The following is a 22131-nucleotide window of genomic DNA, read 5'->3' on the forward strand; positions in this document are numbered from 1 at the left end:
CCTGACGACCTCAACTGCTCCAACCGCCCGGTGCGGACCCGCATGCCGGGTGGTGTGGGAGGGGCGGAGCCAATAGGCTCCCCCCTATCCCGATTGTGCAAGTCGCCGGATGGAGCGCCGAACTATTTATCGCGGGTCGCGGACATTTCGCCGAAGATCCGGGTAACTTCGGTTTGCAAGGACGGTTCGGGTGTTGCGCCAGTGACAAGCGGCACGGCCGCCTCGTGAGGCGGCGTCCGGCGGTTCGACTGGCCAAGGATTGCCGGGTCACGGGTGGCCAAGTTGTGCGCCATCTCTTCCTCGAGCAGCCGGTCAAAATCGCTGCCGAGCTGTTGCGGCTTGTCCGCCGCGGACTGGAGCGATGCAGGGACCGTTTGCGGGGTGACTGGCACGATGCGCGACTCCTCAGCGTCCTGCGACACCTCTGGACGCGCGACATCAATTCTATTGGTCGAGCTGGCGAGGGGATGGGCGGTGGTCGCGGCTGCCGCCAAAGCGGCAATCGGTCGTGACGGTTCGGCCTGTGCCTCGGGCGCCGGTCGAGCAGGCAATTCTACTTTCGGCGCTGCGGTTGAGGCTGGGGCCGACGTTCCTGCGGCCCGCACGGGCATCGCTGACGATGAGCGGGGCGGCTCGCGAAGCGGGAGACCCTCCCGAACGGCCTGGCCCCGAGGTTCCGCTGCAGATGGTCGCTGGGGCGGGGCCGGACGCGGCTCGACCGGCATTGCCCGGTTTTCCGCAGGTGGTTCGGCGGGGGGGGCGGAAGGCAAGTCGCGTGATACCGGACGTAAAGACGCTGCCGGCGTCAAGTTGGCGGCGGTCGATATCCCGCTTTCGATGACGATATCGGTGGGGCCGCCGATCATGATCAGATGTTCGATATCGTCGCGGCGAACGAGGACGAGGCGGCGGCGCGTGTCGACCGCAGCGGCATCAAGCACCTGAAGCCGAGGTTGACGGTTCTTTCCGCCTCGAACGAAGGGAGACGGACCGTTTCGGCCGCGAATCATCCACAAGACGCCTGCTAGCAGGAGAAGGCCTACACCCACTCCGACGACGGCGATCACGAGGCGGCTGCCATAGGTGCCTAAAAGGTCTCCGAACATGTGTTGCCACTCCTCATGCGAATGCTGGCGTAAAAGACGATTTTTTTCCTGCCGAGGCAAGCTGCCGATCGCCGTTGTCAAACCTGACAACCGGCCTGAAATGACAAAGATAGGTCAGCTTGGCAAACTGTCCCGGGTTTTGTGGCCTTGTGGAGCTTTTTGCCGACTATGCAAGTTGCTAAGAAGGAATCGCGGGATTCTTCCCGCGGGTGACCAGGGCCGCGAGGCTGGCCGAAATGCGAGGAATTGATGACGAAGTTGCAGCAAGGCGGCAACTACGAAGCGCCATTGGTGGAACGGAGCGCACGCGGCGGCACCATCGTCCGGATCGTTCTTCTGGCTCTCGTGCTTTGCGGCGTTGCGGCCGGTTTTGTGTTGTTCCAGCACGCACTCGACAATGAGGTCGTGCTCGGTCTGCTCGGTATTCTTGCCATGGTGGGGATTTTTTTTCTTGTCTCCTCCCTGATAGGCCTCGTCGAGCTCATGCCGCAATCGCGATCGGACGAACTGGCACGCGGTTTTCTAGCCAGTCATCCCGACGGCATCCTCATTACTGATCCCAAGGGGCGTGTTCTTTACGCCAACGCCGCCTATGGCCGGATGACCGGTGCGACTAAGGCGAGCAATGTGCAATCGCTGGAAGCGCTGCTTTCCAGGACCCGCGAATCGACGGAGGCTCTTTACCGTTTGACCACCGCGTTGCGGGAAGGCCGCGAGGGGCATGAGGAGTTCAGGCTGCTGCAGCCGCTCGGTCGAGCGACGGGCAACGGTTCCGGTGCGCACTGGTATCGCCTCAAGGCGCGGCTACTTGGAGCTTCCGGCAAGAGCCAACTCGATATCTGGCAAATCACCGACATCACCTCCGAACGCGAGGATCAGGAGCGCTTCTTCCGCGAATTGCAGAACGCGATCGATTATCTTGACCATGCCCCGGCCGGTTTTTTCTCTGCCGGACGGAAGGGCGAGATCTTCTACCTCAATGCGACGCTAGCCGAATGGCTGGGTATCGATCTGACGAAGTTCACGCCGCGCTCGATGACGATTGCGGATATGGTGGCAGGCGAGGGCATGGCGCTGATCCAGTCCGTTCAGGCGGCCCCCGGACTGAAACGGACGGAAACCCTGGACCTCGATTTGCGCCGCACCAACGGCCAGAGCCTGCCCGTTCGCCTTGTGCACAATGTCAGCGCCACCCGCGATGGCGCGCCGGGCGAAAGCCGCACGATCGTGCTGGCGCGGCCGAAGGGCGGGGAAGGGGATCAATCCGCGTCCGCCATGCGGTTTACCCGGTTCTTCAACAATACGCCGATGGCGATCGCATCAGTAGACGGCGCGGGCAAAATCCTCCGCATCAACGCACCGTTCCTCAAGCTGTTTGCAGGGGTGGTTTCGCGCGACGAGATCGACTCGGGCGTGGAACTCGAGCGCATCGTGCACGAGAACACACGCCAGCAGCTGATGCAGGCGCTTGCCGCCGCCAAGGACCGGCAGGGGGACATTCCGCCGATTGACTCTCGCCATCCGGGCGATGAGAATCGTTATGTGCGCTTTTATGTGAATGCCGTGATCGACGAGAGCGACGAGGCGCCCGAGGAAGCGGCCATCGTCTACGCCGTGGAGACGACCGAGCAAAAGGCGCTCGAGACCCAGATGGCCCAAACCCAGAAGCTGAACGCGGTGGGAACGCTGGCAGGCGGCATCGCCCACGACTTCAACAATGTTTTGACGGCGATCCTGCTTTCCTCCGACCATCTTCTTTTACAGGCGCGTCCCTCGGACGCGAGTTTTGCAGATCTCATGGAGATCAAGCGGAACGCCAATCGTGCGGCGGTGCTAGTGCGGCAGTTGCTTGCCTTCTCGCGCAAGCAGACCATGCGTCCGGCGGTGCTGAACCTCACGGATGTCGTCGGTGACCTGCGCATGCTGGTAGACCGGCTGATTTCCGGCACGAATGTGAAGCTGGAAGTGGATTACGGACGTGACCTGTGGCCGGTCCGCACCGACCTTTCGCAGTTCGAACAGGTGCTGATCAATCTGTGCGTCAACGCCCGCGACGCAATGCCGACTGGCGGGACGATCCTGATCAAGACACGCAATGTGTCTGCGGAGGAGGCGTCGGATTTCCACCAGGCCGACCTCCCTTCGGAAGATTTCGTCATGGTCGAGGTCTCCGATACCGGCACGGGAATCCCGCCTGCAATCATGGACAAGATCTTCGAACCCTTTTTCACCACCAAGGAAGTCGGGAAGGGAACTGGGCTTGGCCTTTCGATGGTATACGGCATTGTCAAGCAGTCCGGCGGTTATATCTATCCCGAATCGGAAGTCGGTCGCGGGACCAGTTTCCGGATATTCCTGCCGCGCCACATTCCCGAGACGCCTGCGGTCATTCCAGGAGCTGCGGCTACCGCCGAGCCAGCGCCTTCCGTGCCTGTTCCGCCGGCGTCTGCCGCCGAGGACATGGACCTCACCGGAAAGTCCGCAGTCGTGCTTCTGGTCGAGGACGAGGAGGCGGTGCGTCGCGGCGGCAAGCGGATGCTGGAGACGCGCGGCTACACGGTCCACGAGGCGGGTTCCGGCGTAGAGGCGCTCGACATCATGGAAGAGCTGGAGGGTAGGGTCGACATCGTCGTCTCCGACGTGGTGATGCCGGAGATGGACGGACCGACGCTGCTTGCCGAGCTCCGCAAATCGTATCCGGACCTGAAATTCATCTTCGTGTCCGGCTATGCCGAAGATGCGTTTGCCCGCAACTTGCCGGCCGATGCCAAATTCGGTTTCCTGCCGAAGCCGTTCTCGCTGAAACAGCTCGCCGTCGCCGTCCGGGAAATGCTCGATTCGGATTAGGAAGATGCCGATCGAAATTCCGAACTTCCGCGATTCGTCCCGCAATTGCAGCGAGACGTTTGTTTTCTCAAGTGAATTTCCATGTGATTCATTGGCGTGAACATGACGGGAACGGAAGCCGAATAGCTATTTTCCGTCAAACTGTTGATCGGCTATTGCCAAATGAGAACAAAATAGGTACATCAGCTTTATCGGCTGCTTCATTGCTTGCGCGGCGGCAATAACCTAAAGGATGGGATCCATGGCACAGAATAGTTTGCGGCTGGTAGAGGAAAAAGGCGTGGACAAGAGCAAGGCGCTGGAAGCGGCACTGTCGCAGATCGAACGTTCCTTCGGCAAGGGATCGATCATGAAGCTCGGCTCGAACGAGAATATCGTCGAGATCGAAACGGTTTCCACGGGCTCTCTGAGCCTCGATATCGCACTCGGAATTGGCGGTCTGCCCAAGGGCCGCATCGTCGAGATCTACGGCCCGGAAAGCTCGGGCAAGACGACGCTCGCATTGCAGACGATCGCCGAAGCGCAGAAGAAGGGTGGCATCTGCGCCTTCGTTGACGCAGAACACGCGCTCGATCCGGTCTATGCACGGAAGCTTGGCGTCGATCTCCAGAATCTCTTGATCTCGCAGCCGGATACGGGCGAGCAGGCGCTTGAAATCACCGATACGCTGGTCCGCTCCGGCGCCGTCGATGTTCTCGTCGTCGACTCGGTCGCAGCGCTGACACCGCGCGCCGAAATCGAGGGGGAGATGGGTGATAGCCTGCCGGGTCTGCAGGCCCGCCTGATGAGCCAGGCTTTGCGTAAGCTGACCGCCTCTATCTCCCGCTCGAACTGCATGGTCATCTTCATCAACCAGATCCGCATGAAGATCGGTGTCATGTTCGGCTCTCCGGAAACCACCACCGGCGGCAATGCGCTGAAATTCTATGCTTCGGTTCGTCTGGATATCCGCCGCATCGGCCAGGTGAAGGAACGCGAAGAGGTCGTGGGCAACCAGACGCGCGTGAAGGTCGTCAAGAACAAGATGGCGCCTCCCTTCAAGCAGGTTGAATTCGACATCATGTATGGCGAAGGCGTTTCCAAGACCGGCGAACTGATCGACCTCGGCGTCAAGGCCGGCATTGTCGAGAAGTCCGGCGCCTGGTTCTCCTACAACAGCCAGCGTCTCGGTCAGGGCCGCGAGAACGCGAAGCTCTTCCTGCGCGACAACCCAGAGCTTGCCCGCGAGATCGAGATGTCGCTCCGCCAGAATGCGGGCCTGATCGCCGATCGCTTCCTGCAAAATGGCGGGCCGGATGCCGACGACGGCGACGCCGCCGCAGAAATGTAAGCGGTTCCGCCGCATTCAGGGTTTTCCCTGGCCGCTTACTTTTGAGCCGGCCGCCATCGAAAGATGAGCGGCCGGTTTCTCGTTCGGTTGGGGGGTGGAGCGGCTGGACAGTTGGGGGTGCGGACGATACAAGCCTTTGGTTTCGAATAACAGCATCGCATCCGGCGGTAAAAAGGGCCTAGCATGAGCGGCGTGAATGAAATTCGGTCGACCTTTCTCGACTATTTCCAGAAGAATGGACACGAGGTCGTGGCCTCAAGTCCGCTGGTGCCGCGCAACGACCCGACGCTGATGTTCACCAATGCCGGCATGGTGCAGTTCAAGAATGTCTTTACCGGTCTGGAAAAGCGCCCCTATTCGACGGCTGCCACCGCGCAGAAATGCGTGCGCGCAGGCGGCAAGCACAATGACCTCGACAATGTGGGGTATACCGCGCGCCACCACACCTTCTTTGAGATGCTCGGCAATTTTTCCTTTGGCGACTATTTCAAGGAACGCGCGATCGAGCTCGCCTGGAACCTGATCACCAAGGAATTCGGCATCGACCGGAACCGCCTGCTGGTGACCGTGTACCATACGGACGATGAAGCTTTCGGCCTCTGGAAGAAGATCGCTGGGCTGGCTGACGAGAAGATCATTCGTATTGCGACAAGCGACAATTTCTGGGCCATGGGTGATACCGGCCCCTGCGGCCCGTGCTCGGAGATCTTCTACGATCACGGCGACCATATCTGGGGAGGTCCTCCCGGTTCGCCGGAGGAGGATGGCGACCGGTTCATCGAGATCTGGAACCTCGTCTTCATGCAGTATGAGCAGGTGACGAAGGAGGAGCGGATCGATCTGCCGCGTCCGTCGATCGACACCGGCATGGGCCTGGAGCGGGTTGCGGCTCTTCTGCAGGGGCAACACGACAACTATGACATCGACCTTTTCCGCGCGCTGATTTCAGCCTCGGAGGAGGCGACCGGCGTCAAGGCCGAAGGTGAACGCCGGGCCAGCCACCGCGTCATCGCCGACCATCTGCGTTCGTCCGCCTTTCTGATTGCCGACGGCGTTCTGCCGTCCAATGAAGGTCGTGGTTACGTGCTCCGCCGCATCATGCGCCGCGCCATGCGTCATGCGCAGCTTCTCGGCGCTCGTGACCCGCTGCTCTTTAAACTCCTGCCGACGCTGGTGCAGCAAATGGGCCGCGCCTATCCGGAACTGATCCGGGCCGAAGCGCTGATCGCCGAGACGCTGAAGCTTGAGGAAACCCGCTTCCGGAAGACGCTCGAGCGCGGACTTTCTCTCCTTTCCGATGCAACAACGACGCTCGGTAAGGGCGACATGTTGGACGGAGAAACTGCCTTCAAGCTCTACGACACCTATGGTTTCCCGCTTGATCTGACGCAGGATGCGTTGCGTGCTCGCGAAATCGGCGTGGACATCTCCGGGTTCACCGATGCGATGGAGCGGCAGAAAGCCGAAGCCCGCTCCCATTGGGCCGGCTCAGGCGACAAGGCAACCGAGACGATCTGGTTTGAGCTCAAGGAGAAATTCGGCGCGACCGAGTTCCTCGGCTACGATACCGAGACCGCTGAAGGCGTGGTGCAGGCGATCGTGCGGGATGGCAAGACGATCGAGAGCGCTGCTACCGGAGAGCAAGTTCAGGTCGTCGTGAACCAGACGCCGTTTTATGGCGAATCCGGCGGACAGATGGGCGATACCGGTGTGATCTCCACCGACAATGCCACGCTGAATGTTACGGATACCCAAAAGAAGGGCGAGGGTCTCTTTGTCCATACCGCGACGGTTGCTGCAGGTATGCTGAAGGTGGGCGAGGCGGTCGCGTTGACGGTCGATCATGTCCGCCGGTCGCGTATCCGATCCAACCACTCCGCCACCCACCTCCTGCATGAAGCGCTGCGGGAGGTGCTGGGCACGCACGTCGCCCAGAAGGGGTCGCTGGTGGCGCCGGAACGTCTGCGTTTCGACGTATCGCATCCGAAGCCGATGACAGCCGAGGAATTGCAGAAGGTTGAGGACATGGCGAATGCCATCGTCCTTCAGAATGCGCCGGTCGCCACCCGCCTGATGAGCGTCGATGACGCGATCGCGGAAGGCGCTATGGCCTTGTTCGGCGAAAAGTATGGCGATGAGGTGCGTGTCGTCTCGATGGGCAAGGCCATTGCGGGCCCGAAAGCCGGCAAGCCCTATTCCATCGAGCTCTGCGGCGGAACGCATGTCAACGCAACGGGTGATATCGGTCTCGTGCGTATCCTTTCGGAGAGTGCTGTGGCAGCTGGCGTGCGCCGTGTCGAAGCCGTCACGGGCGAAGCGGCCCGTGCCTATCTTGCCGAGCAGGATGAGCGGGTGAAGACGCTTGCCGGTGCACTGAAGGTGCAGCCGGCCGACCTCGTTTCCCGAGTCGAGGCCTTGGTCGACGAACGGCGCAGGCTCGAGCGGGAACTGGCGGAAGCGAAGCGCCGGCTCGCCATGGGTGGCGGGCAGGGCGGTTCGACCGATGATGTCCGCGAAATCGCAGGCATCAAATTCATGGGTAAGGCATTGGCGGGCATCGACGCCAAGGACCTGAAAGGGCTGGCAGACGAAGGTAAGGCAAACCTCGGTTCCGGCGTGGTCACTCTGGTCGGCGTCTCGGAAGACGGCAAGGCGAGTGCGGTCGTGGCGGTAACGCCTGACCTTACCGGCCGCTTCAGCGCGGTCGACCTGGTGCGGATTGCCTCTGCAGCACTCGGCGGCAAGGGTGGCGGCGGTCGACCGGACATGGCTCAGGCCGGCGGTCCGGATGGCGCCAAGGCCAATGATGCGCTCGAGGCGGTTGCGGCTGCGCTGGGCGCCTGACCAATCTGCAGGGAAGGCGGGCTGAACCCGCTTTCCCTCTTCAAGGGAAGACCAATGGGCGTGAACGCCATGATTGAGGACGAACTTGAAGGGGCCATTGACGGCCTGCTGCCCGCTCTGTTTCGCGACGCGCCAAGTTCCGTCTCGTTCAACAAGCTGCGCAAGCGCCTGCTCCGTCAGGTGCGCCAGGCGTTTGACGATTTCCAGATGCTGAAAGGCCAGAAGCGCTGGCTCGTCGGTCTTTCGGGGGGCAAGGATTCCTATTCCCTGCTGGCGATCCTGCTGGATCTTCAATGGCGCGGCCTTCTGCCGGTCGAATTGATGGCCTGCAACCTGGATCAGGGACAGCCGAATTTTCCCAAACATGTGCTGCCGGATTACCTTGCGTCGATCGGCGTGAAGCACCGGATCGAGTATCGCGACACCTATTCCATCGTGAAGGAGAAGGTGCCGGAGGGCGCGACCTATTGTTCGCTCTGTTCGAGGCTCAGGCGCGGCAACCTCTACCGGATCGCGCGAGAGGAGGACTGTGATGCTCTCGTTCTCGGGCATCACCGCGAGGACATTCTGGAAACCTTCTTTATGAACTTCTTCCACGGCGGCAGGCTCGCTGGCATGCCGGCAAAGCTTCTGAATGATGAAGGGGATTTGATGGTCTTGCGGCCACTCGCTTACTGCGCCGAGGACGATCTGGCAAAATTTGCCTCCGCCATGCAGTTTCCGATCATCCCATGCGACCTTTGCGGATCGCAGGACGGCCTTCAGCGCAATGCGATGAAGGCGATGCTTGTGGATATCGAGGCTCGCATGCCGGGCCGCAAGGACGCGATGCTGCGAGCTCTTGCCCATGTCAATCCGTCCCACCTCCTCGACCCGAAACTTTTCGATTTTTCCGGCCTCCAAGCCACAAGAACCTGAGACTTTTCAATGACCCCTCCGCTAGACGTCACCAAGCTTGCCGACCTTTTGCGCCTTGCTGCCAAATCCGAGATTTTGCCGCGCTTCCGAAGGCTGGGAAATGACGATGTCCGCTCCAAGAGCGAGCCGACCGATCTGGTGACGGAAGCGGACGAAGCGGCAGAGCGCTTGATCCGGCGCGAGATGGAGGCGATCGCCCCCGGTGCGCTTTTCGTTGGGGAAGAATCGGTTGCCGCCGATCCGTCCTTGCTCGGCAAACTCGCCGATGCGGAATTCGCGGTGGTCGTCGATCCGGTCGACGGCACTTTCAACTTCGCCTCCGGCATTCCGGCCTTTGGCGTGATGGCGTCGGTCGTGTGGAAGGGCGAAGTGATTGCTGGCATCATCTATGATCCCATGGGTGACGACTGGATCATGGCTGAAAAGGGTGCCGGTGCTTTTCTGCGCCGGCCGGATGGCGAGGCGATCCGACTTTCCGTTGCCAAATCCCGTGCGATCGATGCGATGGTCGGCATGGCTTCGCCCGGCTATTTCTTCGGGGAAGATCGCGAACGCATCCTCGGCAATCTCGCCAAGGTCCGATTCTTTGCAAACTATCGCTGCTCGGCTCACGAATATCGCACCTTCGCGGGCGGCCACGTACAGTTCGTACTCTACAATAAGCTGATGCCCTGGGATCATCTGGCCGGTACGCTGATCGCTGCCGAGGCGGGCGGTTATATCGCCCGCTTCGACGGCTCAGCCTATCGCCCGCACCACGTCGATGGCGGCCTCCTCGTCGCCACCGACAAGGAGAGCTGGCAGATGCTGCGCGACGAGATCATCGGGCACTAAACGGCTCGATCATTCCGGCCTTCGACGGTCCAACGCTAGACCCGTGGGTTATGCGGCTGGAAGAGTTTTCCCTTCTCGCCGATCAGCACGAAGATCAATCCGACAATAGAGACGGAAAAGAAGCCGACGACCAGTGGCAGCGCAGTACCGTCGAAAGCCTGGCCAATGGCCACGCCGATAAATGATCCGCCGACCGTACTCATGAAGCCAAGCGCCGAAGAAGCCGTGCCGGCGACGTGTCCGAGCGGCTCCATGGCCAGCGAGTTGAAGTTGGACCCGATCCAACCGAATTGAAACATCGCGAGAGAAAAGAAGACGAGGAACAGCAGGATCGGCATCGGCTGCGGGCCGAATATCTGCACGAGCATCCATATGAAGGTGATCGTTATGAAGCCGAAAAGCGAGCCGTGGGAGAGGCGCCGCATGCCGAAACGACCGACGAAGCGAGCGTTGAGGAAGGAAGACAGGGACATGAAGACGGCAACCGCCGCAAAGGCGACCGGAAACCATATCCCGAGCTCATAGATTCCCACATAGATCTGCTGCGCCGAATTGATGAAACCGAACAATGCCCCGAAGATGAAGGTGCTGGCGATCGTGTAGCAGAGCGCAATCCGGTTGGTCAGCACGATGCGGAACGCATCGAGGATAGAGGAGGCCGTAAAAGGTCTGACGTCGGCGGAATCAAGAGTCTCGGGCAGGCGGACATACATCCAGAAGCCCATGGCAAGCGAAATGACCGCTATGAACGCAAAGATCAGGTGCCATTCGCCGAAGAACATGATGACCTGTCCGGTTCCGGGGGCGATGATCGGTACGATCATGAACACCATCATGATAAGCGACATGACTTCCGCCATCGCACGACCGCCATAAACGTCGCGGACGATGGAGATGGTGATGACACGCGTAGCAGCGGCGCCAGCGCCCTGGATGAAGCGCAGGATAAGCATCGTGGCGAAGGAGGGAACGACGATGATGCCGATCGAGCAGACGACATAGATTCCGATGCCGAACAGCATGGGTATGCGCCGGCCAAAGCGGTCGGAGAGCGGTCCATACAGGAGCTGGGCGACACCGAGTCCAAAAATATAGGAAGAAACCACATATTGCCGGTGGTTTTCGCTTTCGACGCCGAGCGAGGCGCCAATCTCTTGAAGTCCCGGAAGCATGATGTCGATGGCAAGCGCGTTGAGAGCCATCAGCATAGCCATCATTGCTATGAACTCGGGCCGGCTCATGCCGCGCAAGCGATCAACGGCCGTTTGTGAAAAATTTGTCACAGCACTTTCCTAAACAATGGGAAAGGCGCCGTGGGAGCGGCGCCTTGAAATTCATTCTCAAAAATCTGGGGCGTCGCCCGGCGCATTCATGCTGCGCCGCGAACGGAGATTCCCTGCTCCTGGAGATGGCTCTGCAGCTCGCCCGACTGGAACATCTCGCGGACGATATCGCAACCGCCAACGAACTCGCCCTTGACATAAAGCTGCGGAATGGTGGGCCAGTTGGAATAATCCTTGATGCCCTGGCGAATGTCCGCGTCGGCGAGCACATTTACACCCTTATAGTCCAGACCCAGATAGTCGAGAATCTGAACGACCTGGCCCGAGAAGCCACACTGCGGGAACTGGGGCGTGCCCTTCATGAAGAGAACGACGTCGTTCGTCTTCACTTCGTTGTCGATGAATTCGTTAATTCCGCTCATGTCATATCCTTTCACATGCGGTTTCAAGGACCGCTGCGCTGCGTTATCTTCCCTAAATAGCAATGTGGCCGGTGGAATTCCAGCGGAATAACCTCGGTATGGCCTGCGAGGCGTATCTAGCGACTGCGCTGCTTGCTGCGGCTTGCAGCGGTGCGCCGGCGGCTAACCTGTTTCCGGGCCGGCCGTGTGGCGCGGGATGTTTTCTTGACGAAGCGGCCGGTCGAAGCAGATCGCGTCTGTCGTTTTTTCCGCTTGGTGGTTGTGCGACCGTGGGACTTCTTCAGAAGCTCCTTCACGACATTTTCCACCACGCCCGTGATGATCTCCTTGATAAGGTCGGGCATCGTCAGCTCAATCTGCGGGAGCTGATGTCTGTAGAGCCAAAGCGTGCAAAACTCCGCCCATATTGCCCTTCAGCGCCTCGTAGACCATCTGATGCTGTTGCACGCGGCTTTTGCCGCGGAACTGCTCCGCCACCACCTCGGCTGCGTAGTGATCGCCATCGCCGGCGAGGTCCCGAATTGTCACCCTGGCACCTGGAATGCCTGCCTTGATCAGATCTTCGATTTCACCGGGTCGCATTGCCATGATGTATTCCTTTTCTCCTCCGCAGACTCATGCGGACCTTTTTTAGGAGAGAGTGCCCCAAACCCGTTCTTCGGTCAAAGCGGGATAGCGGAAAACCTCAGATTTCAGATGCCTCTGAAGCTCAATGATTCGAGAGCGAGTGCTTGAACCGGGTGAGGCTCGCCTTGGCGCGTTTTCCAAGCGGTTCGACCTGCTGACTTCTCGAAAAGCGGAAAATCCAGGCAGCACTGAAAGTGAGAATCATGAAGCCATAGGATTCGAGACTTTCTTCCATCACCACGATGTCCAGTTGCTCGGCAAGCTGGCTGAGACCGAGTACCACGGCTGCGAACCCCAACGGCCATGAGAGGCGGGGATGAATGGCGCGGGAGATGCCACCTCTGTGACGATACTCGAAAACGATCGTCGCGATCAGTAGGATCAGAACAGCTGCTGCGATAATAATCGGCAGCCACGTCTTCGAGACGCAATAAACTGTCACACTTCCACGGCATATTGGCATCTCGCGAGCAAAGAAGACGACTGAAATACAAGTTAAAGCAGTGGCGACGAAGCGAGCCAATATGCGTGTCTTTGTGGCTGCAACGATCCCCAGCAATGCGGTGATCGCCAGCGACAAGGATTGCAGATCCTCGATCGGGCCGTCCTCTGCGAAGATCACGGAAGTGGGCATTCCCAGCTTTGCGAAGATCAGCCAAGCGAGGGCGTTCAGGCAAAGTGTAACGATGAGCGCGTCAAGCCAGATGCGCTTGTATTGCCAGGTGGGGCCTGACGACCGCAACCAGGCCAGGATCCGTGTGTGCATTTTTCGCGTGATATCCAGTTCGTAAACATGGATTTTTACGCGGCAGGATCGAGTCCATCAATCCCTGCGGAGCCATAAATATCAGAGACAACAGCGGATTTCGCTGTTGTCTCTGGAGAATTGTCGCTGGAATTCAGTTGGTTCAGGCCATGAATTGTGGAAACCAGCTTTCGTTGGCGTTCACAAGGTCGGTGACTGAGACATCGAGAAGCTCATCGACAATCAGATTTTTCCCGGTCACTGTTCCGAGCAGCCGGAATGGTACGCCTGTGCTCTCTGCGCTCGCCTGCACGAAGTTGGCCAAGTCAGCCGACACGGCGATCACGTAACGTGCCTGATCTTCACCGAAGAGAAGAGCATGCGCCGGTCCGCGCTGTTCCTTGAGGCTGACCTTCATGCCTTTACCCGATGCCATCGCCATTTCTGCCAAAGCAAGGGCAAGTCCGCCCGAGGAAATGTCGTGGCAGGCGGTGACCTGACCGTTGCGGATCATGGACCGGACAAATTCGCCATTGCGGCGTTCGGCGGCGAGATCGACTTCCGGCGGCGGACCGTCGATCGTGTCGAGGATATCGCGCAGGTAGATCGAGGAGCCAAGGTGGCTGCCGTCGGTCCCGATCATGATCAGCCGATCGCCTTCACTGGCCGAGCCGATCTTCGCCATCTTCTGCCAGTCGGGCAGCAGGCCGACACCAGCGATTGTCGGCGTCGGAAGAATCGCGATGCCATTCGTCTCGTTGTAGAGCGACACGTTGCCGGATACGATGGGGAAATCGAGCGCCTTGCAGGCTTCACCTATACCCTTGATGGCACCGACCAACTGGCCCATGATCTCAGGCTTTTCCGGATTGCCGAAATTGAGATTATCGGTGGCGGCGAGCGGTTCCGCGCCGGTCGCGCAGATATTTCTCCAGCATTCGGCGACAGCTTGCTTGCCGCCTTCGAAGGGATCGGCCTCGACATAGCGGGGCGTGACGTCGGAGGAAAAGGCGAGGGCTTTCGTCGGATGGTTGTCGACGCGTACCACGCCGGCATCGCCACCGGGACGCTGCAGCGAATTGCCCTGGATCAGCGTGTCATACTGTTCCCACACCCAGCGGCGGCTGGACTGGTTCGGCGAGCCGACGAGCTTCAACAAGGCGTCATTGTAGTCTGCCGGTGCGGCAACTTGCGATGCGGGAAGGGGAGCGCGGCCGTTCGACTGGATCCAGGGGCGGTCATATTCCGGCGCCTCGTCTCCCAGTTCCTTGATCGGCAGGTTCGCCACTTCCTCGCCCTGATGCAGGATGCGAAAGCGCAGGTCGTCCGTCGTCTTGCCGACGATTGCGAAATCGAGGCCCCACTTATGGAATATTGCCTCGGCTTCCTTTTCCTTCTCCGGCTTCAGCACCATGAGCATGCGCTCTTGGCTCTCCGAGAGCATCATCTCATAGGCGGACATGCGGTCTTCGCGCACCGGAACCTTATCCAGGTCCAGTTCGATACCGAGATCGCCCTTTGCACCCATCTCGACCGCGGAACAGGTAAGGCCCGCGGCTCCCATGTCCTGAATGGCGATGACTGCGCCGGTTCCCATCAGTTCGAGGCAGGCTTCCAGCAGGCACTTTTCGGTAAAGGGGTCGCCGACCTGCACGGTCGGGCGTTTTTCTTCGATCGACTCGTCGAATTCGGCGGATGCCATCGTCGCGCCACCGACCCCGTCGCGCCCCGTCTTTGCTCCGAGATAGACCACCGGCAGACCGACGCCTTCAGCTTTGGAATAAAAGATGGCATCGGTGCGGGCGAGGCCGGCCGCGAACGCGTTGACCAGGATGTTGCCATTGTAGCGCGGATCGAATTCCACTTCGCCGCCCACCGTCGGCACGCCGAAGGAATTGCCATAACCTCCGACGCCGGCGACGACGCCCGAGACCAGGTGTTTGGTCTTCGGATGATCCGGTGCACCGAATCGAAGTGCATTCATGGCCGCAACCGGTCGCGCGCCCATGGTGAAGACGTCGCGGAGAATGCCGCCGACGCCGGTAGCCGCGCCTTGATAGGGCTCGATATAGGAGGGATGGTTATGGCTCTCCATCTTGAAGACGACACAATCGCCGTCGTCGATATCCACCACGCCCGCATTTTCGCCCGGCCCCTGGATGACGCGGCGACCTTTGGTCGGCAATGTCCGCAGCCACTTCTTCGAGGATTTGTAGGAGCAGTGCTCGTTCCACATGGCCGAGAAGATGCCGAGTTCCGTAAAGGTCGGCTCGCGGCCGATCAGATCGAGAATACGCTGGTACTCGTCCGGTTTGAGGCCATGGGAGGCGACGAGTTCAGGGGTGATCGCGATGCTGTTCGGAATGGTCATGATCTACTCTGGATGACAGGGCCAAGCTTTGGCGCTCTTTAGCCTATGTCGCCGAAAGGTGCGACAGGAAAATGCTGCCTTGCAAGGTGACAGGCTAAGTATATCCGGGACAAAAAAAGCGCCGCAACGCGGCGCTTCATTCTTCAACGGGACGTGTGATCCGTCAGAACTTGTAACCGACCGCTATGCCGGCGTAGGAAAGGCCATCGTTCTGGTCGCAAATATCCGCATTGGAGGAATGTTCGATCGTGGCGAGAACGCGCCAGTTTTCCGTTATGTTGTAACCCACGGCGGCTGATTCATGAAACTGGGCACGGCAACCTACATTCGGCCGATCGTTGGGATTATCGAGGCTTGCATCGGTAAGCGAGCCGCCGAAACCGAGATCGATGAAGAGTTTGTCGGTGACATTGGCGGTCCAGGTAAAGCCCGCAAAAACCTGATTGGCGCCGCCGGAGGTCGACACGATCGCGCCGACATGCACCCTTGGACGCAGCATATGATCAAGGAAGCTTTCGGCGTGTCGTTGATCGAACGGGTCGAAAAAGACTGTGGCGGAAGGGAAAAGCCCTGGTTCGAACGTCTTCTTGTCATGGATTGATCCGGAGAGGCCGATACGGACTTCGTCGAAGAGGCGTTCCTGGGCCAGCGCCGCCGATGATATGGCGGACGCCGTCAAGACGGTCCCGACGACGCAACCCAACAGTGCTTTGTTCATTCCTATCGCCCTTCATGCGGACCACTGGCTCGCGGTCAATACGATACGCGTTGGCGCTCGCATTCTCCCAAGCGGAAGTGGTACAGCGAGAGGCGATAGCCGTCCAGCAACCTTAATTGGTTGTTATGAATTGCGGCGAAAAAACGTAAAGATTCATGCGGTTCGGTGCAGCTCTGCAACAGGTCGCGAGTGCAGGAGATTTGCCCGGTTCAGCAGCCGCTTGTGCCGCCGGCCCAGCGCAGAACGTCGCGCTTGATTCGTTCGCCGTCGGCAGTACCCATCAGCGGTCCGAAAGCGTCGAGACGGGCAGGATTGCCTTCCGCCTGGACGACGAGGACAGGTCGCGATTCCGGACTATTGCGCGGAACTGCAAGGATGCGAGGGCGGCCGGAGAAGGAGTTCAACTCAGGCGCCAACCGGTATGGCTTGAACGCTGCGTCTCCGGATTTGAACCAGCACGAGTTTGCCGCAAGCGCGACGCGTTCCATCGTCGGCAATGCGGCGCGATTCGGGCCGGATGCCGGGCGCTCCGACTGGCATGCGGAAAGCAGAAGGCCGAGGGCCGAGACGGCGAGTACCACGTGAAGGCGGATGGAGGGGGCCATCATAACGTCCTAAGGTGAAATCAGGATATCCAGTCGTCGAGCAGGAGACGACAACGTCAGGCGGTGGCGGCCACCACGTCCAGCGCAGAGGCAAAGATGCCGCGCCCGTCACTGCCACCGTGTGCGGCTTCGATCAGGTTCTCCGGATGCGGCATCATGCCGAGCACATTGCCGCTGCGGTTCATGACGCCTGCGATGTCACTCAAGGAGCCGTTCGGATTTGTGCCCTCTGCATAGCGGAAGACGACCTGCCCATTGTCTTCCAGAGAGGACAACAGTTTGGAATCGACAAAGTAATTGCCGTCGTGATGGGCGACGGGGCAGCGGATCACCTGGCCCTTTTCGTAAGCACGGGTGAAATCCGTTTCGGCATTCACCACCTCGAGCTTCACTTCCTTGCAGACGAACTTCAGCGACGAGTTGCGCATCAGCGCTCCGGGCAGCATGCCTGCCTCGACGAGGATCTGGAAGCCGTTGCAGACACCCAGCACCTTGACGCCTCTATCGGCCTTTTCCTTGATGGCCTGCATGACCGGCATGCGGGCGGCGATCGCACCGCAGCGCAGATAATCGCCATAGGAAAAGCCGCCTGGAATAACGATCAGGTCAACATCGGGAATTTCGGTCTCCGTCTGCCAGACGGTGATCGGCGCCCTGCCGGAAATCTTGGTGAGGGCGGCAATCATGTCGCGGTCGCGATTGAGACCGGGAAGCTGGACGACGGCGGATTTCATGGGGCGTTTCAACCTCAATGGCCTCGAAAGTATCCGGTTCCGAGGCAGTTGCAGATATCGATCCGGCGCCTGCAGCGCCGAATCCGCGTCTTAGTCGAGGGAGATCGCGTAGTTTTCGATCACCGTATTGGCGAGGAGCTTTTCGCACATGGCCTTCAGATCGGCCTCGGCTTTGGCCTTGTCGGCACCGTCGAGTTCGATGTCGAAGACCTTGCCCTGCCGCACATGGCCTACCCCGGCAAACCCGAGACTGCCGAGTGCGCCTTCGATCGCCTTGCCCTGCGGGTCCAGAACGCCATTCTTCAGCGTGACCGTCACGCGTGCCTTGATCACTGATCTAACCCCCGAATTTACTTGACCAGAACCGGACCCGTGCCCCGGATCGGTTCGTTTTCGTTGATGATGCCGAGACGGCGCGCTACTTCCGAATAGGCTTCCAAAAGGCCGCCCATATCGCGGCGGAAACGATCCTTGTCCATCTTCTCCCTGGTCTCGATGTCCCAGAGGCGGCAGCTATCCGGCGAAATTTCATCGGCGAGGATGATGCGCATCATGTCGCCTTCGAAGAGGCGGCCGCATTCGATCTTGAAGTCGACAAGCTGAATTCCGACCCCGAGGAACAGGCCGGAGAGGAAGTCGTTGACGCGAATTGCAAGCGCCATGATATCGTCCAGTTCAGCGGGGTTCGCCCAGCCGAATGCGGTGATGTGCTCTTCGGAAACCATTGGATCGGCGAGCGCATCGGACTTGTAGTAGAATTCGATGATCGAGCGGGGAAGGACCGTGCCCTCTTCGATACCGAGCCTGCTCGAAAGTGATCCGGCGGCAACATTGCGCACGACGATCTCGAGGGGAATGATTTCCACTTCCTTGATGAGCTGCTCGCGCATGTTCAGCCGGCGGATGAAATGCGTGGGAATGCCGATCTTGTTCAGATGGGTGAAGATGTACTCGGAGATACGATTGTTGAGTACGCCCTTGCCGTCGATGACGTCATGCTTCTTTTTGTTAAAAGCGGTGGCATCGTCCTTGAAGAATTGGATCAGCGTGCCGGGTTCAGGGCCTTCATACAGGATCTTGGCCTTGCCTTCGTAGATACGGCGGCGACGGTTCATAGTTTCTTGTCTCGTTGTTGGCGCCGCTCGCGGGCGCGATGGATGATGTTTGAGCGGTCCCTTATCGGAAAAGAAAGCGTTTCACAATGCAGGCCTCCAAAAGCTTTATGGGGCGAAGGTTTTGCGTAAAGCACTATCAGGAATCATCTGCCGGCCAGAGTACAGGGATTCCTGAAGCTTGTATTTCAGCCATCGCCAATGCCGAGCAAAAAGGGCGGCAATAAACAGGAAAAGCGGGGGTGCACACTTTTCGCGCTCCGAATTGAGCCTTGGCCGGTTAACGCCTCGCAATAGAGCGGTACGGTCAATCGCGCCTACCTGTTGACCCTCGACCACAAAGTTCCAGAGGACATAGCCATCAAATTGCGTCATGATTTCGGCGCAGCGCACCAGCCGTTTATAACGGATCACCTGCGACAACGACCGTCTCGTTCAGGAAGAGTTTGGTTTCGGTCAATTTTGCATCGGGATTTCGTCTGCCAACGAGCCTGAATCGATCTCGGCCAATTGCGCTTCGTTCCTCTTTTGATTAAGGGGGCAGGGCAAAAGTCCAGCTTGGGAGACCCGAAATGAGCGGCATCAGTGATCGCGAAAAAGCCTTCGAAAACAAGTTCGCCCACGATCAGGAGCTGAAATTCAAGGCGCTCGCCCGCCGCAACAAGCTCATCGGCCTTTGGGCTGCCGGTCTGCTCAGCAAAGCGGACGCGGAAGCCTATGCCAAGGAAGTGGTCGTCGCCGATTTCGAAGAGGCGGGTGACGAGGATGTTTTCCGTAAGCTGCGCGGTGATTTCGATGCAGCCGGCATTTCCGTCTCCGACCAGGATATTCGGGTGAAGATGATCGATCTGCTCGCTGATGCCGTAAAGCAGATCGAAGAGCAGTAAGTCTCATTTATTGAGGTGAAGACAAAGCCGCGCCGATCGGGCGCGGGGCTTTGAGCTATTGGGCTGAAGATTCCGTGGCCGCAAAGTCTTCTTATCAAGATCGCGGGATCGGGCCGCGGGCTCGCCATTTGTCCGACCGAATGAAATCGGCAATCGCAGGCCCGGGCATCGGCCTTGCGAGTGCGTAGCCCTGTAGAACGTCGCATCCGAGATCGCGCAGGATCCGTATATGCTCGGGTGTCTCCACGCCTTCGGCGATGACTCGAATGTTTAGTGACTTACCGATTTCGATGATCGAACCTACGAGCTTTCTTTGCTCTTGCGATTGAGAGACGAGGCGTACCAGTTGGCGATCGATCTTCAGGGCCCGAGGGCACAGTCGAATGAGGCCGATGATTGACGCATGTCCCGTGCCGAAATCGTCGATATCGATATCGATGCCGAGTTTCCTGAGCCGGGACAGGTTCTTCAGGACGCGATCGTCGCACTCGTCGAGGAATATCGATTCCAACAGCTCGAACGAGACGGTGCCGGGCTCGATCTTCAGCTTCTTCAGCTTTCGCGACAGCGACGGATCGTGCAGCCGACGGTAGGAAACGTTGACCGAGAGTTTCGGTATCGAGATGCCGTCACGCCGCCATGCGCGAAAATCCGCGAGCGCCTTGTCGAGAATTATCGCGTCGATCGAGGCCACCGCATCCAACTCTTCGGCGGTTTCGAGAAATTTATCCGGCGACAACATCCCGTGCTCCGGATGCATCCATCGTGCGAGCGTTTCCACCCCGGCGATCTCAAGGGTCGTGGCATCGAATTGGGGTTGGTAGAAGGGGATGAATTCGTTGCGTTCGAGGCCTAGCAAAATTTCATCGGACAGACGTTTGATGCTGATGATCTCGTTCTGGGTCTCCGCAGAGAAAAACTCATGACGGTTGCGGCCCTGGTTCTTGGCCCGGTAGAGTGCGATATCGGCGTTGAGAAGAAGATGGCGGGCGTCGAATATAGGTCCTGTTTCACAAGCGATACCGACACTCGCGCCGAAGCGGCAGTCATGACCTTCATATAAAACAGGCTTGCGTAGCTCCTTGATAATGCGTTCCGCAAGATTGGACAGCTTGCGCGGTGATCCCTGGAAGTTTGACAGGATGACGAATTCATCGCCCCCGATGCGGGCCACGAAATCACCCTTGCGAACAGTGTTTTTCAGGACGGTCGCGGTGTGTTTCAGCATCGCATCGCCGGCGCTGTGGCCAAGCGTGTCGTTGATTTGTTTGAAGCGGTCGAGGTCGATATGCAAGATAGCCAGGCCATGCCCGTTGCGGCCGCACTCGGCTGCCATGTGGTCCAGCATCTCATCCAGGTACCGTCTGTTGGGCAGATCCGTCAGATAGTCGTGCATCGCGTTGTGTTCGATGCGGCTGCGAGCGGCTTCGAGATCCCGATTGCGGGCCTCGGCAAGCATTTTGGCCCGTTCGAGCTCGCGATGCAGCATCACGTCGGCCGTCACATCCCAATTGGCCCCGACCATCTTCTGGTGACCGTTGCCATCGATGAATGGCATGGTGCGGGTGCGGATAACACGCTCGGAGCCGTTCTGGAGGACGACCCTGTACTCGTCGGAAAAGCGCTCGGGCCTGGCGAGGTGTCTGCGAACATTCGCCTGGACGCGCTCTGCATCATCAGGGTGAAGAAGGCTTTCCCATAGTCCGCCAATCACCACGGTCTCACTTTTTTCCAGTCCGTAGATCCGGAACATCCGCTCGTCCCAGTCGACTTCGCCGGTATCAAAGTCGGATTCGTAAACGCCTATGCCTGAAATTTCCAAAGCCATATCCAGCCGGCGCGACATGCGCGCCATAGCCTCTTCGGCTGCCTTGCGGGCGCTTATGTCAGTGTCAGTACCGACGACGCGCGTGGCATTGCCGCGGGCATCCCATTCGACACATGCGCCCCGGCATTCGATCCATATCCAGTGACCCTGTTTGTGGAGCTCCCTATATTCAAAAACGGCAAAGGCTGGGTCGCCCGCATTTTGGCGTTCCATCGCATGAACCACATGAGCCCGATCATCCGGATGCACCAGTTCCAGCCAGGCCTGCGTACTCGCAGCAAGCGGATCTTCTGGAGACATTCCGCGGATCTGCCGCCACACGGGCGAGTAGTATTTCTGGCCGGTGGCGTAGTTATGATCCCATACACCCGAGACCGAACTCACAAGAGCATTGTTCCAGCGACTTTCGCGTTCGGCGAGATTCTCGATGTGTCGCTTCTGTTCGGTAATATCCGACAAGAGGACGGCAATGACTGTCTGTCCGTTAAAGGCAGTGGCGAGTGGCGCCAACGAGACGAGTGCCGCTCGGCTCGCAGCTTCGGATTTGTCGAGTCGGACTTCCAGCCTTTGGGGTGTGAGACAGGCGACCAGATCGTCGAGCTTTTGGCTAAAGGTCGAGCGGTCCTGCGTGTGAACAAAATCTGCGAAAAACCTCGGTTGGCAACTGTCGCCGATCCATTCGCTTCGAAACGCGGCGTTGGCAAATAGCAGCAGACCGGCGTCATCGATTGCAGCCATCGCAAAGGGAAGAACCTCAAAGACCGTTTCAAGCACGCTGATATCAACTCCGCTGCCGAAGTTCAGAGGGCTTGAAAGAACATTTGACGGCATCTGTGCGCTGCCTGGCTCGGTGCTGGGGAGAGCGCAAGTTAGCAAAAGTCAATTAAATTCTACTTAAGATTGCCGTCCGAATTGCTGCA

Annotated in this window: 20 protein-coding genes; 6 read left to right on the forward strand and 14 right to left on the reverse strand. The window is 59.0% G+C overall.

The genetic code is table 11. The features are described from left to right. Positions 1-122: 122 nt before the first annotated feature. Positions 123-1106 (reverse strand): flagellar biosynthetic protein FliO, encoded by a 984-nt coding sequence (locus EDE05_RS22415; protein WP_112823771.1) that lies wholly within the window; start codon positions 1104-1106, stop codon positions 123-125. A gap of 249 nt (positions 1107-1355) precedes the next feature. Between EDE05_RS22415 and EDE05_RS22420 the strand changes: the two genes are divergently transcribed. From EDE05_RS22420 to EDE05_RS22440, 5 genes are all read left to right on the forward strand, one after another. Beyond that, the gene (locus EDE05_RS22420) at positions 1356-3953 is read left to right on the forward strand and encodes a PAS domain-containing sensor histidine kinase (RefSeq protein ID WP_132412989.1); all 2598 of its coding nucleotides are present in this window, start codon (positions 1356-1358) and stop codon (positions 3951-3953) included. A 241-nt stretch (positions 3954-4194) separates the two neighbouring features. After that, complete coding sequence (gene recA, locus EDE05_RS22425; protein WP_105370016.1) at positions 4195-5283, forward strand: recombinase RecA; 1089 nt, start codon at positions 4195-4197, stop codon at positions 5281-5283. A 183-nt stretch (positions 5284-5466) separates the two neighbouring features. Further along, complete coding sequence (gene alaS / locus EDE05_RS22430; RefSeq protein WP_112803183.1) at positions 5467-8127, forward strand: alanine--tRNA ligase; 2661 nt, start codon at positions 5467-5469, stop codon at positions 8125-8127. 54 nt (positions 8128-8181) lie between these two features. Further along, positions 8182-9045 (forward strand): tRNA 2-thiocytidine(32) synthetase TtcA, encoded by an 864-nt coding sequence (gene ttcA / locus EDE05_RS22435; RefSeq protein ID WP_112803185.1) that lies wholly within the window; start codon positions 8182-8184, stop codon positions 9043-9045. 9 nt (positions 9046-9054) lie between these two features. Beyond that, entirely contained in the window at positions 9055-9879 is an 825-nt protein-coding gene (locus EDE05_RS22440) for an inositol monophosphatase family protein (RefSeq protein ID WP_105370013.1), read from the forward strand. Positions 9880-9914: 35 nt separating this feature from the next. Here the strand turns inward: EDE05_RS22440 and EDE05_RS22445 are convergent, their stop codons facing one another. The 12 genes from EDE05_RS22445 to EDE05_RS22500 form a co-directional block, all read right to left on the reverse strand. Further along, the gene (locus tag EDE05_RS22445) at positions 9915-11120 is read right to left on the reverse strand and encodes a multidrug effflux MFS transporter (protein WP_105370336.1); all 1206 of its coding nucleotides are present in this window, start codon (positions 11118-11120) and stop codon (positions 9915-9917) included. 128 nt (positions 11121-11248) lie between these two features. After that, positions 11249-11584 (reverse strand): Grx4 family monothiol glutaredoxin, encoded by a 336-nt coding sequence (gene grxD / locus EDE05_RS22450; protein WP_105370012.1) that lies wholly within the window; start codon positions 11582-11584, stop codon positions 11249-11251. Positions 11585-11700: 116 nt separating this feature from the next. Next, positions 11701-11928 carry a hypothetical protein gene (locus tag EDE05_RS22455; RefSeq protein ID WP_105370011.1) on the reverse strand — a complete coding sequence of 76 codons (228 nt, stop codon included), beginning with the start codon at positions 11926-11928 and terminating at the stop codon, positions 11701-11703. A gap of 7 nt (positions 11929-11935) precedes the next feature. After that, entirely contained in the window at positions 11936-12172 is a 237-nt protein-coding gene (locus EDE05_RS22460; RefSeq protein WP_105370010.1) for a BolA family transcriptional regulator, read from the reverse strand. Between the two features lie 121 nt (positions 12173-12293). Further along, positions 12294-12833, reverse strand: coding sequence for a hypothetical protein (locus tag EDE05_RS22465; protein WP_134102963.1), 540 nt, complete (start codon positions 12831-12833; stop codon positions 12294-12296). A 286-nt stretch (positions 12834-13119) separates the two neighbouring features. Next, positions 13120-15327 carry a phosphoribosylformylglycinamidine synthase subunit PurL gene (gene purL, locus EDE05_RS22470; RefSeq protein ID WP_132412991.1) on the reverse strand — a complete coding sequence of 736 codons (2208 nt, stop codon included), beginning with the start codon at positions 15325-15327 and terminating at the stop codon, positions 13120-13122. Between the two features lie 163 nt (positions 15328-15490). Continuing rightward, a complete protein-coding gene (locus tag EDE05_RS22475; RefSeq protein ID WP_105370007.1) occupies positions 15491-16045 on the reverse strand; it encodes an acyloxyacyl hydrolase in 555 nt (184 codons plus the stop codon). Positions 16046-16254: 209 nt separating this feature from the next. Further along, the gene (locus EDE05_RS22480) at positions 16255-16650 is read right to left on the reverse strand and encodes a hypothetical protein (protein WP_105370335.1); all 396 of its coding nucleotides are present in this window, start codon (positions 16648-16650) and stop codon (positions 16255-16257) included. A 56-nt stretch (positions 16651-16706) separates the two neighbouring features. Then, positions 16707-17384 (reverse strand): phosphoribosylformylglycinamidine synthase subunit PurQ, encoded by a 678-nt coding sequence (purQ, locus tag EDE05_RS22485; protein WP_105370006.1) that lies wholly within the window; start codon positions 17382-17384, stop codon positions 16707-16709. A 90-nt stretch (positions 17385-17474) separates the two neighbouring features. Next, positions 17475-17717: a phosphoribosylformylglycinamidine synthase subunit PurS gene (gene purS / locus EDE05_RS22490; protein WP_105370005.1), complete on the reverse strand. Its 243-nt coding sequence runs from the start codon at positions 17715-17717 to the stop codon at positions 17475-17477. Between the two features lie 17 nt (positions 17718-17734). Next, positions 17735-18499 (reverse strand): phosphoribosylaminoimidazolesuccinocarboxamide synthase, encoded by a 765-nt coding sequence (gene purC / locus EDE05_RS22495; RefSeq protein ID WP_105370004.1) that lies wholly within the window; start codon positions 18497-18499, stop codon positions 17735-17737. 105 nt (positions 18500-18604) lie between these two features. Then, complete coding sequence (locus tag EDE05_RS22500) at positions 18605-18919, reverse strand: hypothetical protein (RefSeq protein ID WP_112823770.1); 315 nt, start codon at positions 18917-18919, stop codon at positions 18605-18607. Between the two features lie 149 nt (positions 18920-19068). Between EDE05_RS22500 and EDE05_RS22505 the strand changes: the two genes are divergently transcribed. Further along, on the forward strand, positions 19069-19383 hold the full coding sequence (locus EDE05_RS22505) for a DUF1476 domain-containing protein (RefSeq protein ID WP_112803193.1): 315 nt from the start codon (positions 19069-19071) through the stop codon (positions 19381-19383). A gap of 94 nt (positions 19384-19477) precedes the next feature. On the opposite strand, the gene EDE05_RS22510 is transcribed toward EDE05_RS22505, so the two are convergent. Beyond that, positions 19478-22042 (reverse strand): EAL domain-containing protein, encoded by a 2565-nt coding sequence (locus tag EDE05_RS22510; protein WP_132412993.1) that lies wholly within the window; start codon positions 22040-22042, stop codon positions 19478-19480. Between the last annotated feature and the right edge of the window lie 89 nt (positions 22043-22131).

Origin of the sequence: Neorhizobium sp. R1-B (genome assembly GCF_004368875.1) — a bacterium.
GTDB classification, from domain to species: domain Bacteria; phylum Pseudomonadota; class Alphaproteobacteria; order Rhizobiales; family Rhizobiaceae; genus Neorhizobium; species Neorhizobium huautlense.